Origin of the sequence: Chryseobacterium sp. RU37D, assembly GCF_900156075.1 — a bacterium.
Classification (GTDB): domain Bacteria; phylum Bacteroidota; class Bacteroidia; order Flavobacteriales; family Weeksellaceae; genus Chryseobacterium.
Window position 1 is genome coordinate 11,989 of the sequence record NZ_FTMM01000004.1, and the last position, 16,996, is coordinate 28,984.

14 protein-coding genes are annotated in these 16,996 nt (G+C 35.8%); 6 read left to right on the forward strand and 8 right to left on the reverse strand.

Annotated features, from left to right (window positions below; all coding sequences use genetic code 11):
- The first annotated feature begins 147 nt into the window (after positions 1-147).
- Positions 148-2,763 carry an MGH1-like glycoside hydrolase domain-containing protein gene (locus BW926_RS02725; RefSeq protein WP_076443967.1) on the forward strand — a complete coding sequence of 872 codons (2,616 nt, stop codon included), beginning with the start codon at positions 148-150 and terminating at the stop codon, positions 2,761-2,763.
- Between the two features lie 619 nt (positions 2,764-3,382).
- Here BW926_RS02725 and BW926_RS02730 read toward each other — a convergent pair.
- The gene (locus BW926_RS02730; RefSeq protein ID WP_076443969.1) at positions 3,383-3,814 is read right to left on the reverse strand and encodes an OsmC family protein; all 432 of its coding nucleotides are present in this window, start codon (positions 3,812-3,814) and stop codon (positions 3,383-3,385) included.
- 345 nt (positions 3,815-4,159) lie between these two features.
- Between BW926_RS02730 and BW926_RS02740 the strand changes: the two genes are divergently transcribed.
- Positions 4,160-4,450 carry a GNAT family N-acetyltransferase gene (locus BW926_RS02740; RefSeq protein ID WP_076443971.1) on the forward strand — a complete coding sequence of 97 codons (291 nt, stop codon included), beginning with the start codon at positions 4,160-4,162 and terminating at the stop codon, positions 4,448-4,450.
- On the opposite strand, the gene BW926_RS02745 is transcribed toward BW926_RS02740, so the two are convergent.
- From BW926_RS02745 to smpB, 5 genes are all read right to left on the reverse strand, one after another.
- Positions 4,439-5,410, reverse strand: a complete 972-nt coding sequence (locus BW926_RS02745; protein WP_076443973.1) for a glycosyltransferase family protein — start codon at positions 5,408-5,410, stop codon at positions 4,439-4,441. The two genes, BW926_RS02740 and BW926_RS02745, sit on opposite strands and share 12 nt — an antisense overlap.
- Positions 5,407-6,234, reverse strand: coding sequence for a UDP-2,3-diacylglucosamine diphosphatase (locus BW926_RS02750; protein WP_076443975.1), 828 nt, complete (start codon positions 6,232-6,234; stop codon positions 5,407-5,409). Before BW926_RS02750 ends, BW926_RS02745 begins: the two co-directional genes overlap by 4 nt.
- Positions 6,235-6,291: 57 nt before the next feature.
- Positions 6,292-7,032, reverse strand: coding sequence for a YebC/PmpR family DNA-binding transcriptional regulator (locus tag BW926_RS02755; protein WP_076443977.1), 741 nt, complete (start codon positions 7,030-7,032; stop codon positions 6,292-6,294).
- A gap of 91 nt (positions 7,033-7,123) precedes the next feature.
- A complete protein-coding gene (locus BW926_RS02760; protein ID WP_076443979.1) occupies positions 7,124-8,620 on the reverse strand; it encodes an OmpA family protein in 1,497 nt (498 codons plus the stop codon).
- Between the two features lie 77 nt (positions 8,621-8,697).
- Entirely contained in the window at positions 8,698-9,156 is a 459-nt protein-coding gene (gene smpB / locus BW926_RS02765; RefSeq protein WP_076443981.1) for an SsrA-binding protein SmpB, read from the reverse strand.
- A gap of 201 nt (positions 9,157-9,357) precedes the next feature.
- Between smpB and BW926_RS02770 the strand changes: the two genes are divergently transcribed.
- Complete coding sequence (locus tag BW926_RS02770; protein ID WP_076443983.1) at positions 9,358-10,980, forward strand: ABC-F family ATP-binding cassette domain-containing protein; 1,623 nt, start codon at positions 9,358-9,360, stop codon at positions 10,978-10,980.
- A gap of 64 nt (positions 10,981-11,044) precedes the next feature.
- Here the strand turns inward: BW926_RS02770 and BW926_RS02775 are convergent, their stop codons facing one another.
- Both BW926_RS02775 and BW926_RS02780 read right to left on the reverse strand, forming a co-directional pair.
- Positions 11,045-11,851, reverse strand: a complete 807-nt coding sequence (locus BW926_RS02775) for a T9SS type A sorting domain-containing protein (RefSeq protein ID WP_076443985.1) — start codon at positions 11,849-11,851, stop codon at positions 11,045-11,047.
- A gap of 318 nt (positions 11,852-12,169) precedes the next feature.
- The gene (locus BW926_RS02780) at positions 12,170-13,906 is read right to left on the reverse strand and encodes a T9SS type A sorting domain-containing protein (protein WP_083672244.1); all 1,737 of its coding nucleotides are present in this window, start codon (positions 13,904-13,906) and stop codon (positions 12,170-12,172) included.
- Between the two features lie 292 nt (positions 13,907-14,198).
- Here BW926_RS02780 and recJ point away from each other — a divergent pair, with 292 nt between their 5' ends.
- The 3 genes from recJ (at position 14,199) to BW926_RS02795 (ending at position 16,933) form a co-directional block, all read left to right on the forward strand.
- A complete protein-coding gene (recJ, locus tag BW926_RS02785; RefSeq protein ID WP_076443989.1) occupies positions 14,199-15,911 on the forward strand; it encodes a single-stranded-DNA-specific exonuclease RecJ in 1,713 nt (570 codons plus the stop codon).
- A gap of 15 nt (positions 15,912-15,926) precedes the next feature.
- Positions 15,927-16,511 carry a nicotinate (nicotinamide) nucleotide adenylyltransferase gene (gene nadD, locus BW926_RS02790; RefSeq protein WP_076443991.1) on the forward strand — a complete coding sequence of 195 codons (585 nt, stop codon included), beginning with the start codon at positions 15,927-15,929 and terminating at the stop codon, positions 16,509-16,511.
- Positions 16,512-16,594: 83 nt separating this feature from the next.
- Complete coding sequence (locus BW926_RS02795; protein ID WP_076443993.1) at positions 16,595-16,933, forward strand: DUF3817 domain-containing protein; 339 nt, start codon at positions 16,595-16,597, stop codon at positions 16,931-16,933.
- Positions 16,934-16,996 lie beyond the last annotated feature (63 nt).

Below are 16,996 nucleotides of genomic sequence, written 5' to 3' on the forward strand. Positions count from 1 at the left end.
TCTTTTAAATATTTTTAAAAAAAATATTTAATATTATAAACCTTGATCAACAGACGGTTTTGAGAGCTATATTAGATATAATTCAAATTTTGTGAGTTGGAATTTTTTCACAAAAAAACTAACTTCGTAATTGAAAAGTGATGAAACATGAGTGCTGAAAAAAAAAGATTACAAGATACTAAATGGAAAAACTGGGGGCCTTACGTAAGCAACCGCCAATGGGGAAATGTACGTGAAGATTACAGTTCGAACGGCGACGCATGGAATTTCGCCAACCACAACAATGCGGAAAGCTACGCCTATCGCTGGGGCGAAGAAGGAATTGCCGGAATATCCGATGTGAAGCAGATTTTTTGTTTCGCTTTTTCGTTCTGGAACAAAAAAGATAAAATGGTAAAAGAACGTTTCTTTGGGCTGAGCAATCCTCAGGGAAATCACGGAGAAGATATTAAAGAAATCTTTTATTATCTAGATAATACACCTACTCACAGCTATATGAAAATGGTGTATAAATATCCCATCAATGCCTTTCCTTATGAGGATATCCGTAACGAAAACGCAAGAAGAAGTAAAAAAGAGCCGGAATATGAAATTTTTGACACGGGAATTTTTGACCAAGATGAATATTTTGATATTTTTATTGAATATGCAAAAGCGGAGCACAATGATATTTTGGTCAGAGTTACAGTTTGTAACAGAAGCCAAATTGATGCACCAATTCTAGTTGCACCGACCGTCTGGTTCAGAAATAACTGGAAGTGGGGCTATAACACATACAAAGGTCAAACAAATGCTATGCGTGATGGATGCATCAACATCAATCATGACAGTATTCCCATTAAAAAGTTTTATTCAAGAAACACCGGTGCAGAAAGCGTTTTCTGTGACAATGAGACAAACCACCCGAAGCTATACGATGCTCCCTATCCTGGAAATACTTATTTCAAGGACGGGATTAATGATTATATCATGTATAGTAGCAATACCATTAATCCTGAAAAAATAGGAACGAAAGCCTCTTTTTTAATTGATGAGATCATTGAAGCAGGTCAGTCGAAAACCTTTGATTTCAGATTATCTCCTAATGATCTGGATGAACCTTTTGATCAGTTTGATGAAATTTTCAAGAGCAGAATTGATGAAGCCAATGAATTTTATGATGAAATTCAGCAGGACGTCAACAGTGATGACGAGAAAAACGTTCAGCGGCAGGCTTTTGCAGGGCTCCTCTGGAATAAACAGTTTTATCACTACAATGTAGGGAAATGGCTGAAAGGCGATCCGAATTATGAAGCTCCAAGAGACTTTAATAATTATGTAAGAAATACCGAATGGAACCATCTCCATAATAAAGATATCATCTCGATGCCTGATAAATGGGAGTATCCGTGGTATGCTACCTGGGATCTGGCTTTCCACTGTGTTCCGTTTGCAATTATTGATGCTGAATTTGCCAAAGGGCAGCTTCTTTTACTGACGAAAGAATGGTACATGCATCCGAATGGGCAGCTTCCTGCCTACGAATGGAACCTGAGTGATGTAAATCCGCCTGTACATGCATGGTCGTGCTTCAGGGTTTTTAAAATTGATGAAAAACAAAACGGCAAACCTGACCTTTTATTTTTAGAAAAAGTTTTCCAGAAATTATTACTAAACTTCACATGGTGGGTTAACAGAAAGGATAAAAACGGAAAGAATATTTTCGGAGGAGGGTTCCTCGGACTGGATAATATCGGAGCTTTTGACCGAAATATGATTCTAAAAGACGGCCAGCATCTTGAGCAGGCTGATGGAACAAGCTGGATGGCCATGTATGCCCTGAATATGATGAGGATTGCGATGGAACTGGCTCAGTATTACCAAGTTTATGAAGATATGGCGATTAAATTTTTTGAGCATTATCTTTATATTGCAGAGGCTATGGAAAACCTGGGTGAAGGCACAAAAGGTCTCTGGAATGAGGAAGACGGCTTTTTCTACGATGTTCTCCAGCTTGGAAACGGCGACAGTGTTTCATTAAAACTAAGAAGTATTGTCGGGTTGATTCCAATGTTTGCGGTAGAGATTATCGACCATCATTTGCTTGATAAAATGCCGAATTTTGTGGAAAGAATGGAATGGGTTTTAAAGAATAAACCTGAGCTTACTAAACTCGTTTCGCATTGGGAAGAGGAAGGACAGGGTAGAAAACATTTAATGAGTATTCTTCGTAAAAACCGCCTTACAAAAGTTTTATCAAGAATGCTTGATGAAAAAGAATTCTTAAGCCAGTACGGAATTCGTGCAATGTCTAAAGTGTATGAAGAAAATCCATTCAAGTTTTCCGTACATGGAACTGAAAACGTAGTCTATTATACTCCTGCAGAAAGTGACAGCCGAATGTTTGGGGGCAATAGCAACTGGCGGGGACCGATTTGGTTTCCCATTAATTTTCTGATTGTAGAAAGCTTACAGAGATTCCATTTTTATTATGGAAACAGCCTGAAGGTTGAGTTTCCGACCGGCAGCGGAGATAAAAGAAACCTTGACGATGTGGCCCAAAATATAGGCAATAGGCTTTGTTCGATTTTCTTAAAGGATGAATATGGGCAGCGCCCTTTCAACGGGGGAAATGCAAAGTTTAATTATGATGAAAATTTTAAAGATTATATTACATTTTTTGAATATTTTCATGGTGATAACGGCCGGGGAGTCGGTGCATCACATCAGACGGGTTGGACGGCCACTGTTGCAAAGCTTATGAAACCGAGAATGACTTTATGATATAAGCCTCTTTTTTAAGGGGCTTTTTTATGGATTAATTTTAATTTAAAAAATAAAAAATGTTTTAAATATTTGATTATCTTTGCACCAACAAAAACACATAAAAGATGAAAACAAATTTCTTTGCTTTCCTAATTTCCTTATTAGGACTTCGGCAATTCATTCAGAACATTTCTCGAATTGAATATTGGTTGGGTTTTTAAAATCTTAACGACAATTCGTTTTACATTAAAAACGGAAAATATCAATACATCGCAGAATATTTAGGACCAGAAATATATCCTATATGACAATTTCCTAAACACTGACATAAAATACAGATGTGCAGATGAATCTGAATTAGAGATGATCAATGCTGTTTTACGACACGAAGGAAAAATAGCCGTTGTTGGCTCATATTGTACTTATTCTCCCAGTGAATGTGAATGTATAACCCCATCACCGGAGCCGTAAGATTCGATGAAAATAACAACGGATGTGATACCAATGACGAATTTTTGAGCACATGAAGCTGAAACTCAATGATGAAACAAGTACCGGAGAAACTATTGTAGTGGAAATGGATATCAACTCAAAACTGAGAAATCCTCAATGTTATGCGATTTTATTTTTAAAATAATTAAATTGAGGGGGGAACCATTTCTCTGTTTACAAAAACTTCATAGCCAATTTCTACACTAGGCTCCAAAGTTTTAGAAACTGAGCAGTATTTCTCAAAAGACAATTGAGCCGCTTTCTGTGCTTTTTTAGGATCAATATTTCCTTCCAGCAGAAACTTTAGCTTGATTGCTTTAAAAGGTTTTGCATCCCCCATCGGAATCCTTTCCCCTTCTACTTCAGCTTTAAAATGTGTGATTTCCTGTCTTTGCTTTTTGAGAATAGAAACTATGTCAATTCCGCTGCATCCCGCTACAGCCATCAAAATGCTTTCCATCGGCGACACTCCTTTTGCGCCGGGCTGGGAAGTATTATCCAAAAAAATTGAATTTCCCTGAGAATTGGTACATTCAAATAAAAAATCATTGTTGATTCTATTTAGTGTTATTTTCATTGTGTTGTTGATTGCTTTTAGGTTGCTTCTTACTTGTACAAAAGTATAAAATTACTTTTGTTTTATCTCCAGATATTATTGATACCATCGATGTTTAAGTTTTCAGGAAGGGTATAAATCGTGTCAATTACATACTTCCGAAGTTCCTGTATGATTAATTTCTTTCAAACTCAAATTTTTCAGCAATAATTTCATCATAAATTTTCTGTTTGCTTTCGGAACTTTTGTGAATCAATGTTTGCAATTCAGAATTTTTAAAGAAAATAACCACCTATAATTTCTTGATTTATGTTAAAACTTTAGCGGTGCAGTTTTTGTATTTTTATAAGCATAAAAGCTTAATTTATGAAATTTGAAAATAATAAATCCGGAAACGGCGGAGTAATTACACTTAATAATGAAATCAAGGAAGTAGGAAGATTAACCTATACTATTTTCCCGGAAGACAACAGATTCATCATTTCCTTTGTTTTGGTTCACCCGGAATTTGAAGGTCGCGGAATGGGGAAATTTTTAGTAGAAGAGGCCATAAGATTTGCCCGTGAAAATAATTGGAAAGTATACCCACATTGCTCTTATGCAAGATCTGTAATGCTGAGAATGAATGATATAGACGATATCTTTCTACAAAGATAATACTTCATTCACCAAAATTTCTTCAATATCATCGGGGTAATTAACTTTAAGGTGCTGAGCTGAAGCTACCCAATTTTGAATTTCTTCCAGCTTTAAAATCTTAGAATTTGGAACTCTCATTTTGTCTAAAGCGCAGGCATTACATTCCTGTTCGTATTGATTATGAATTGGAATAACGAATAATTTCTTGTCCATAAAAAGAGCTTCGGCAGGACTTTCAAAACCGGCGTTGCAAAGAATTCCGTCGCAGTTTTCGAAAGATTTTAAATATTGAATTTCATCAATCGGAAAAACTTCAACATTATTTTCTTTAAACTGAAGTTTGGAATATTTAGAAAAAACCTTCCATTCAACAGGAATTTGCTTTAAAACTTTAATAATATTTTCGTCTGAAAAACTTGGAAGATAAACAAGATAAAAACCTTTTTTATCTGGATATAAATTCCTGATTTTCTTTCTGATAACGGGTTTTTTAATCTGAGGATGGTAACTTTCAAAGTGGAAACCTATCTTTCTTTCACTCGGAACATAATATTTCAACACCAATTCTCCAAAAAAATCTCTTTTTTCAGGTTTGGGAGTTTCTTTGAATAACATTGAAGCTTGATGACTCAACTCAATCATTGGATGTTTCTTGAATTTACATGCCCAACCTGTCAATGGTTCGTAATCGTTGATGATTAAATCGTATTGTGAAAGTTCAATTTCTCTTATCGCTTTGACGGCTTCAAGAAAATTATTATCCGTAAACGTTTTTTTATAGGATAATCCTCCTTTTTTATCGTAAAGTAATGAAATTCCTTTATATTGAAAATTGACATTAAAATCAGCCTTTAATTGCGATTGATGTCCGCTGATTAAAGTATCAACCGAGGCGTATTTTTTTAGAATGGGAACAATTTCCTGCGCACGCGCAACATGTCCGTTTCCGGTTCCCTGAAAGGCATATAAGATTTTCATTTTGTAAAATTGGTTACCATTTTCAAAAGCTCGGCATTGTCTATCTCCTGAATTTCTTCCGCTGCATCATCCTGCAGCAGATGTTTTTGCTCATCATAATAAAAGATCTTCCATTCTTTGTTATCGTATTCCAAAGCAGACAGATTTTCTATCCAGTCGCCAGAATTCATATAAATGCAGGAGCCTTTTTTATTAACCACCTCACGAATCTGTGGCTGATGGATATGCCCGCAAACTACATAATCATAATGATTGTCAATAGCCAGTTCAGAAGCAGTCATTTCAAAGTCACCGATATACTTTACCGCTTTTTTTACGTTATTTTTAATCTTCTTTGAAAATGAATATTTTTCCCTGCCCATTTTCTCCAGGAACCAATTTACGATATTATTGATAACGATTAACAGATCATATCCTTTTCCGCCTAATTTTGCAATCCATTTTGAATGCTGGACAGATGCATCAAAAACGTCCCCGTGAAAAATCCAGATTTTTTTATCGTTGATATCTAAGCAGATCTTGTTGCAGACTTTAAGCTTACCCAATTCGAAGTCGGTAAACTTTCGGAACATCTCGTCATGATTTCCGGTGATGTAGTACACATCCGTATTTTTTGTAGCAAATGAAAGGATCTTTTTGATCACCTTCAAATGAGGTTTAGGGAAGTAAGACTTTTTGAATTGCCAGATATCAATGATATCACCATTCAAAACTAAAGTTTTCGGTTGGATAGAATTCAGGTATCTCAGTAATTCTTTAGCCTTACATCCATAAGTTCCCAAATGAACATCCGATAAGACAACTAATTCAATATTTCTTTTCATAGTTTTATGCAAAGAAACTAATTGAAAGTTAACTATATATGAATGTTATATTATTTTTTATAAAGAGTTCATCAGCTCTTCGGTGATTTCCATATTGTGATACACGTTTTGTACATCATCATCGTCCTCGAAACGCTCAAGCATTTTCATATTTGCCTTGAACTGCTCTTCGTTTACTTCCTTTGTATTATTTGGAATTCTCTGAAGTTCTGCACTTTTTGCCTCAATTCCCAGCTCATCCAGCTTATGAGATAAAGATCCAAAGTCTTCAAAAGCCGTTGTGATCATTACTTCTTCATCATCCTTTTCTACATCTTCCGCTCCACCGTCAATCATTTCCATTTCGAAATCATCCCAATCCATTTTGATTTGGGCTAAATCAATGGTGAAAATACCTTTTCTGTCGAATATAAAAGCCAGTTCGCCATTTTTTCCTAGATTTCCATCAAACTTATTGAAAATTGCTCTTACGTTGGCAACAGTTCTTGTTGTATTGTTTGTTGTACATTCCACGAAAAAAGCGACACCTCCCTGTCCGTATCCTTCATAAGTAATTTCCTCATAATTTTCCGCATCTGCACCGCTAGCCTTTTTGATAGCTCTTTCAACATTATCTTTGGGCATATTTGCGCCTTTCGCGTTCTGGATACATCTTCTCAATGCGGGATTAGATTCAGGGTCTTGTCCACCCGCTTTTACCGCTAAAGCAATATCCTTACCTATTTTAGAAAAAGTTTTGGCCATCTTATCCCATCTGGCCATTTTAGAAGCTTTTCTATATTCAAATGCTCTTCCCATTTTTATTTTAAATTTTGACAAAATTAATTAAAAGTCAACGAAAAAAAAATACCTCCGGAGACCGGAGGTATTTATTATTAGAAAAATTTAATTATTTTTTCTTTTTAACTACTTTTTTAGCAGGAGCTTTTTTCTTAGTAGTTTTTTTAACCGCTTTTTTCACTGGAGCATCATCGTAATCTTTTTTCTTGATTGCATTCCACTCATCAGCGTTTTCAACAGCTTTCACAACTACTTTTCTGTCTACTTGTCTTTCAGCATCAGAAGCTGTAGCAGGTACAGTAGCCTTAGCTTTACCTACACCAATTGATTTAAGGGCATTAGCATCTACACCTCTTGCATCTAAAGCAGAAACTACAGCCGCAGCTCTTTCTCTAGATAACTTCAAGTTGTAAGCTTCAGAACCTTTAGCATCAGTTTGACCTTCTAATAGGTAATTACCTCCATCTTTCTTAATTAATGCCGCAGCTCTATCTAGTGCTGAAGTAGATTCAGCTTTGATTGTAGCTTTGTTGAAGTCGAAATAAACATTCTTAACTTCATTCTCAACATCAATAGCAGTTTGCTTTTTAGGCTTAGGACATCCGTTGTATTCTGGAAGACCTGGAACAGTAGGACAAGCATCATCTTTATCTAAGATACCGTCACCATCTGTATCTGGCCAAGGACAACCATTATTTTCAGCAGGCCCTGCAACTGTAGGACAAGCATCATCTTTGTCGATTACACCATCACCATCAGTATCTGGCCAAGGGCATCCGTTGTTTTCAACCGGACCAGCCACATCTGGACATTGATCGTCTTTATCTGGAACTCCATCACCGTCTGTATCAGGACATCCTTGGAACTCTGGTAAACCTGGTGTATCTGGACATAAATCGTCTTTATCTAAGATACCATCCTTATCTCTATCTCTGTTACCGAATCTGAAGTTTAATGATGCTCCAGCCTGCCAGAAGTTAGCAACTGTAGACTTATTTCCTGGAGTTGATACGTAATCACCCTGAATACCAAGACCGAAGTTTTTAGTTACCCAGAAATTAATACCAGCACCAGTAGCAACTGTAAAGAAGTTAGCTTTCCCGTTTTCGTTACCACCATCTCCGTTTACAACCCATTCTCCGTTTGCATCAGTTCTAGGGAAAGTAAGAGAGGTATGGTCGTGTCTTAGGTAATTAGCCCCTACTCTTAAATATGGATCGAACCAAGATTCTTCATCCCATAAAAGACCTGCAGCTTTAGCCTGGAAACCAAGACCTGTCTGAAGGAAGAATTCTTTCCCCATGTTGAATCTTTTATTCTCAACATTACCTACAGTCGTTTGCCAGTCGATAACTAAACCTTTACCAATGTTTCTAGCTACGATAAGCTTTGACAATGGGGGTGTAATAGAGAAGTTGTTCATATTGAACATTGTCTTCGTCAAATTATTAGCAGAGAACGTATTACTGAAGCTGTTTCTCTGTGCCAAATGGTTTTCCGCGTGAGCACCAACCCCGATCATCCACGGATTGTTGGTAGTCTGAGCGAACACAGTAGAAGCAACAGTAAGTGCCAATGCTGAAATTCCTAATTTTAGATTTTTCATAGAATTAAATGATTAAATAATTGATAATGCAAAATAAATATAATTTTTCTTTATACACAAAGTTTTTCAAATGATTTTTAACCTTTCTTTAATATTCTGTCCAGGTTACGTTTATTTTCCCTATCTTTTATGCTCTCTCTTTTATCAAAAAGTTTTTTCCCTCTGGATAAGGCTATCAGGACTTTTGCTTTTCCCTTGTCATTGATATATAATTTTAAAGGGATGATCGTATTCCCCGCATCTTTTAACTTTTTTTCAAGTTTCTGCAATTCTTTTTTGTGCAACAGCAATTTTCGTTCCCTTTTTGTTTTGTGATTGTAAAAAGTTCCCAATTTGTACTCATCAATCATCATATTTATAATGTATAATTCTCCATCGATAAACTGACAGAATGATTCTGCAATAGATGCTTTTGAAGAGCGTAAAGATTTTATCTCTGTGCCGGTAAGAACCATTCCCGCTTCATACTCTTCGAGAATTTCGTATTCAAATCGGGCTCTCCTGTTTAATATATTGACTGTTTTTTCAATCTTCATTTTAGTCTGTGTAATTTTATATGATACAAATATCCGCTAAGACTTGTCTTATTTTAATTATATTTATGCTAAGTCTCCTGTATTTATTAAATTAATAATAAAATAGATAAAAAATACCCCTATATTTAAAAACTTGACTATTACATTATTACGAAATACCCAAATTCTTTTCGTATTTTTGCACCAAATTTACAAAACTATATGTTAACAGTATCTAACTTATCTTTACAATTCGGGAAAAGAGTTCTTTTTGACGAGGTAAACATTATGTTTACGAAAGGAAATTGCTACGGGATTATCGGAGCAAATGGTGCAGGAAAGTCTACATTCCTTAAAATATTGACAGGAAAACAAGACCCAACAACAGGACACGTATCTTTGGAACCAGGAAAAAGAATGTCAGTTCTTGAGCAGGATCACTTTGCTTATGACCAATATACTGTTCTTGAGGCGGTTTTGAGAGGTAACAAAAAATTATTCGAGATAAAAGAGGAGATGGACGCGCTTTATGCGAAAGAAGATTTCTCAGACGAAGACGGCATCAAAGCAGGGGAACTTGGGGTAATCTACGACGAAATGGGAGGATGGACAGCAGAATCTGACGCACAGACCATGCTTTCAAACGTAGGAATTACTGAAGATATGCACTGGCAGATGATGAGTGAGCTTGAAAACAAAGACAAAGTAAAAGTTTTATTAGCTCAGGCACTTTTCGGAAATCCGGATGTGCTTATTTTGGATGAGCCTACGAACGACCTTGATATTGACACCATTTCATGGTTGGAAGATTTTCTGGCAGATTATGAAAATACGGTAATCGTTGTATCTCACGACCGTCACTTCCTGGATACGGTTTGTACACACATCGGTGACTTGGATTATGCTAAATTAAACCTTTACACAGGTAACTACTCTTTCTGGTATCAGGCTTCCCAGTTAGCAACAAGACAAAGAGCCCAGGCTAACAAAAAAGCAGAAGAAAAGAAGAAAGAACTTCAGGATTTCATTGCGAGATTCAGCTCAAACGTTGCAAAAGCTAAACAGGCTACCGCAAGAAAGAAAATGATCGATAAATTAAACATCGATGATATTAAGCCTTCTTCAAGAAGATACCCTGCCATTATTTTCGAAATGGAAAGAGAAGCAGGAGATCAAATCTTAGATGTTAAAGGTTTAGAAAAAACAAAAGACGGCGAATTATTATTCTCAAATATTGATTTAAACCTTAAAAAAGGTGATAAAGTAGCCATTTTATCTAAGAATTCATTGGCTATAACAGAATTTTTTGAGATTTTAGCAGGAAACATTGAGGCAGATAAAGGAACTGTTGCTTGGGGAGTTACAACCAACCAATCTCATATGCCTTTAGATAACACCAAGTTCTTCCAAGAAGATATAAGTTTGGTAGACTGGTTGAGACAATTTACAAAAAATGATGAAGAGCGCCACGAAGAGTTCGTAAGAGGATTCTTAGGAAGAATGCTTTTCTCAGGTGATGAAGCGTTAAAGTCTTGTAAGGTACTTTCTGGAGGTGAAAAAATGAGATGTATGTTCAGCAGAATGATGCTTCAAAAAGCCAACGTTCTTTTACTAGACGAACCTACAAACCACTTAGACCTTGAAAGTATCACGACATTGAACAATTCATTGTCTAATTTCAAAGGAAATCTTTTATTAGCATCTCATGACCACGAAATGCTTTCAACAGTCTGTAACAGAGTCATTGAATTAACTCCGACAGGAATTATTGACAGAGAAATGACTTACGATGAATATCTTGCTGATAAAAAAGTAAAAGAATTAAGAGAGAAAATGTACTCTTAATTATAACCGATAAAAAAATGGCTACTCAAACGAGTAGCTATTTTTTATTAATATTTACCTAAAATTATTTTTTAATGAATTTATGCGTAGAAGATGTTCCGTCCGCATTTTTCACATTAAGAATATATGTTCCTTTCAACAGTGAAGAAACATTAATTCTATCAGCTTTATCAGACAATAATACCTTTCTGCCTGAAACGTCAAATATTTCCGCTCCTGCAATTTTTTGTTTAGATTGTACCGTAATATAATCTGTAGCAGGATTAGGATAAATAGCCATATCCCTACTTGCGCTTGTTTCAGCAGTAGCTAGTGTCGCTGTTGTTACTGAAATATCATCAAGTAGAATTGCTCCGCTACTATTGGGTGTATATAAATTAAATCCTAAATAATAAACCCCTGTAGAAGCAGGCGTAAAAGTATATGTAACAGGAACTAAGGTTGCCATGGTATTAAAGACTGGAGTATCATTGATCAAATTTACCATTGAAGCATCAGCGGCCGAAGTTCCGTAGGCTACTTTTAAGCTTTGATTTTCATTAGCACCGCGTTTAAATGACAATGTATAAGTAGTACCCCCCTGCATATTAATCCCCTTTGTATAAAACCATCCGCTTGAAAGATCTTGAGTCTGCGCCCCTAAAAGTCCCGACGAAGTTATACCAGGAATTTGCCCGGTATAATCATGAACAAAATACTCTCCGCTGCCCACAGTCCATTCCTTAGTTGTACATGCCGGAATAGTACCATCCGTAGTACTATTGAAATCCTCAAGATAAGGAACATTCACAGGATTACATTGTGCATTCAACATAAAAAATGAAGGTAAAGCCATTAATGCCAATAGCTTTGAAGTAAAATTCTTTCTCATAAGTTTTTTTAATAATAATGAATGCAAATATAATTAATTTTGTATTATAAATAAAATTTTAACTATTTTTAACATATTTAAGTTGTGCTAAATAAATTAATTTTAAATAAAAACTAAAAATTAACAAATTAAAATTGATTTTCTCTTAATTTATATATAATATTTTTTCAACAAACACAGCTAGCGTTAAAGATATAAACCTCCAATAGTGACAATAAAAAGCAAAGGGAAAATCAGAAAGCGATTTTTCTCTTTCTAACGTAAAAAGATAGCCGCTCAAAATAAGCAGCTATCTTCCCTTTTATTATTTATTTGTAATTATTTTTTAATGAATTTATGTGTAGAAGATGTTCCGTCTGCTTTTTTCACATTAAGAATATACGTTCCTTTCAACAATGAGGAAAGATTAATTCTATCAGTTTTATCAGACGATAATATCTTTCTGCCTGAAACATCAAATATTTCCACTCCTGCAATTTTTTGTTTTGATTGTACAGTAATATAATCTGCAGCCGGATTAGGATAAATACTAACATCTCTGCTTATGTTGGTTTCAGCAGTAGCTAATACAGCCGATTTCACCGAAATATTATCTAAAAATAAAGCCGGCCCTTCACCAGTTGGAGAATAATCATTAAACCCAAAATAGTACACCCCTGTGGAAGGCGGAGTAAAGGTATAAGAAGTTGGCGTCATGCTGGTTGCAGCAAAGTTCGGATTATCATTAAGAATGTTCATCATAGAAGCAGCCACAGGTGAGGTTCCATACGCAACCTTAAAACTACGAGGCCCCGCTAAAGCTATACCATCAAAAGATAAAGAATAGGTAGTCCCTGCCTGTAAATTTATTCCATTAGTATAAAACCATCCATTAGAGTTATTTTGAATTGATTGCAAAATAAGCCCCGGACTTGTTATTTGAGGCATTGCACCTCCAAAACCAGTTGCCATAATCAAACCAAAACCCGAAGTCCATTCTTTATAAGTACACGGTGGAATATCAGCATAATTTCCGTTAAAATCCTCAAGATAAGGAACGTTAACAGGATTACACGGAGTAGTAAACATGGCTGGTACCTGGCTCCAGTTGCTTGTACTGCCTCCTCCGCAATTTGATCTCACCCAAACATAATAAGTTGTTGATGGTGAAAGTGAAGTCATATTCGTTGATGTACCTGTCAATCCGGTAAGGGTTGGCGTGGCAGTATTTGCAGGAGCAGTACTAGTAGTACCTCTGTAAATCTCATAAGTAGAAGCTCCTGGAACAGCTAACCAGGAAACTGTAGCAGAATTTGAAGTAAGATTACTTAATGTCACATTATCAGGTGTTATACAGCTGCTGGGAACAGCATATGAAAAGCCAAATACACATAAAATACTTGCTCCACTGGAAGTTTTAGTCACCGTTATGCTTGAAATATTTTTTGTCTGATTAGACGGACTTATTGATAAAGGAATTTCATACAACCTGGGATCATTAACATTATTTTCAATATTATCTGTCGCCCTATTCGCACGTCCGATACCCTTAATTGCAAAAGAACTTCCGCCATACCAGTCGTTTACTGTTATATTAGTAAAAGACTGTGAGGTTCCGTCTGAAAAATTCACCAAAATGGTTGCAGTAGAACTGCCACTCCCTGTTGTTGCAAGCATATAAACCTTTGAAGCCTTAGGAGTAGTTCCGAAACTCAAAGTTCCAGCATCATTTGCATTAGCCAGCCTTAATGAATTATTAGAACTGTAAGGCGCAAGCTGAAAAGACAAACCGCTGGTGTTTGCCGAATTTATTAATCCCAAGCTAGGCAATCCTGATGCAGGCGTAGCCCCTGTACCGTTAACAAAATCTGCAGACATAAAAACAAAACCCGTAGTAGGAGAAGAACCATCTACGCTTTCTGTAGTACTAGATCCTGCGGTACCTGGCCCGTTTGCAATAAGATCATAATTGTACCCACTGGTAACATTTAAAGTTTGATAATTTTGAGCATCTATTTTACAAAATAACGATGTTGCCATCATGCAAATAAGACCTACTGTAATCTTTCTATTCATAAATATTTTTTTACAATACAAATATATATTAAATTTAAAAATAACTAATTAATTAACATATTTTAACTTAATATCAATAATATTAAATCTTAAAATTTAACTATGATAAAACAAAAAATGAAAAATTATTATTAATTATTAATACATTTAAATGAATAAAATTCACCACTATGCGAATTTTAATTATTCACATTAAAATTCATCACATTTAAAAAAAAGATTTGTTTACTGCTCCGGATAATAACCAAATACTATTTTCAGGATTTATATTTATTTTCCTTATTTTTGTGAAATGAGTCAAAAATGGATTTACAAGCCCGAACCCGATGAAGAAATTGTGGACGGATTAAGTTCGTCTCTTGGTTTTGGAACTTTTGAATCTAAACTCCTCGTTCTCAGAGGAATTGACAATTATCAAAAGGCCAGAGAATTTTTCAAACCAAACTTTGCCGACATCCACAATCCTTTTTTAATGGCAGACATGCAAAAAGCCGTTGAGCGCATTGCCACCGCCATTGAAAATGGAGAAAAAATACTGGTTTACGGCGATTATGATGTAGACGGCACTACAGCCGTGGCACTAATGTACTTATACCTCAGCAAGATAGTTGAGAAAAAATATTTAGACTATTACATTCCGGACAGAAACTCAGAGGGATACGGAATTTCCACAGAAGGGATTGATTTTGCTAAAGAAAACGGTTTTTCGCTGATCATTGCTTTAGACTGCGGAATCAAGGCTTTAGACATGATCAATTATGCTAAAAACTTAAACATTGATTTCATCATTTGTGATCACCATTTACCGGGTGACGAAATTCCGGATGCTGTTGCTGTTCTTGATCCCAAAAGAAGCGATTGCCGCTATCCTTTCAAAGAACTTTCCGGCTGTGGAGTGGGCTTCAAGCTCTGTCAGGGGCTCAATACCATCTATAAGCTTCCAGAAACCGAACTTTTTGAGCTTACCGATTTACTTGCCATTTCCATTGCCGCTGATATTGTATCGATGACCGGTGAAAATAGGGTATTGGCAAAAATGGGACTTAAAACTTTACGTAAAACAAGAAATTTAGGATTAAGATTATTAATTCCTGATGAAAAACTATCCCATTTCGAAATCTCAAATATCGTTTTTGAAATTGCCCCAAAAATCAATGCTGCCGGAAGGATTTCTCACGGAAAAGCAGCGGTAGAGCTTATGGTCTCAGACAATTTGAAACATGCCCATCAAATCGTAAGTGACATCATGAACCTTAATGATGAAAGGCGTGAGCTGGATATGAACTCCACGATGTCTGCACTCAACCAGATCATCGAATCGCAGCAGGAAACAAAATTCACCACCATTGTTTATCATCCGGAATGGAACAAAGGTGTGATCGGGATTGTAGCTTCAAGATTAATCGAAACTTATTACAAACCTACTCTTGTCTTTACCGACGGGAATAATGGGGAAATGGTAGCTTCTGCAAGATCTGTCTCTGATTTTGACGTACATGAAGCTTTGGATATGTGTTCCGAATATTTTTTAAAATTCGGCGGACATCACGCTGCAGCGGGACTTTCCATGGAAAAAGACAAGTTTGAAGCATTTAAGGAAAAATTTGAAAGAGTTGTTTCCGAGAAAATAAAAGAACATCAGAAAGAACCTTCTATTACGATAGATTCTGAAGTGCATATCGAAGATCTGAACCGGGAGTTTATTAATTTCCATAGAAAACTTGCCCCTTTCGGCCCTCATAATATGAAGCCTATCCTTGCTCTGACCAACCAGAAAGTTTCCGGCTATACCAAGACAATGGGTAAAGATAATAATCACCTGAAATTTTATATAAAACAGGAATCATCCGGAAGAAATATCGAATGTGTAGGCTTTAAACTGGGCCAGTTTGCTGATGATTTCAGAACCAAAAGTTTTGATCTAGCCTTCACCCTCGAAGAAAATCACTGGAAAGGTAACGTGACTCATTATTTGAATATTAAAGACGTTAAATTTAGGGATTAGCCCTACTATTTAGTCATGAAAAAAATTGGTTTATTCTTCGGCTCTTTTAATCCGATTCATATTGGACATTTAATTCTGGCGAATTATATTCTTGAAAACTCCGATATGGATGAGTTGTGGTTTGTAGTAAGTCCGCAAAATCCTTTTAAAGAAAAAAAATCTCTGCTAAAGGATCACAACAGATTGGATATGGTGCAGCTTGCCGTGAAAAATTATCCGAAAATGCGTGCTTCCAATGTAGAATTTTCACTTCCGCAACCAAGCTATACCATTGATACCTTGACTTATCTTCATGAAAAATATCCTGATTATTCTTTTAGCCTGATTATGGGAGAAGACAATCTGGAGAGCCTGCATAAATGGAAAAATTCTGAAACTTTGATTAAAAATCATCACATTATTGTGTATCCAAGAATGTTTGAAGGTGAAAAAAAAGATTCCGAATATCTGCAACACGAGAATATTTCTTTAATCAAAGCTCCTGTTATCGAGTTGTCTGCAACCGAAATCCGGAATATGATTAAAACAGGAAAAAATGTAAGACCCATGCTTCCCCCCGAAGTTTTTGAATATTTGGATGGGAGCAGTTTTTATATGTAAATTTGCATTTTAGAGATGAGGTTTCAGAATTTAGGGCGCAGCTCAAGAATTCATAATCTAAAATATAACTCACAACTTCGGAAATGAATTTCTTAGAACAATTTTTCTCAAAATACCCTCAAGAAAAGGTCATCAAATGGTTCAAGCACATTTGTCTTGCAGAAGCAATTTCATGGTTTTTTCTTTTTACCGCGATGACCTGGATACGTGTAGATGCAACCGGTGTCTTGCCAATTATATACATCAGTACCATTGGTAGCATTCACGGGGTTTTCTTTACGCTTTACCTTCTCTTTCTAACTTCGATCAGGAAAATATATATTTGGGATGATGAAGACAGTATTTTTGCTTTAATTGCAGCCTTCTTTCCATTCGCCACGATTTGGATCGATAAAAAACTCGCCCGTTTCGACAGAGAATAAAAATAATGAGAACCAATAAATGGTTCTTTTTTTATATTAACTAATAAAACCTACTCTTTTTAT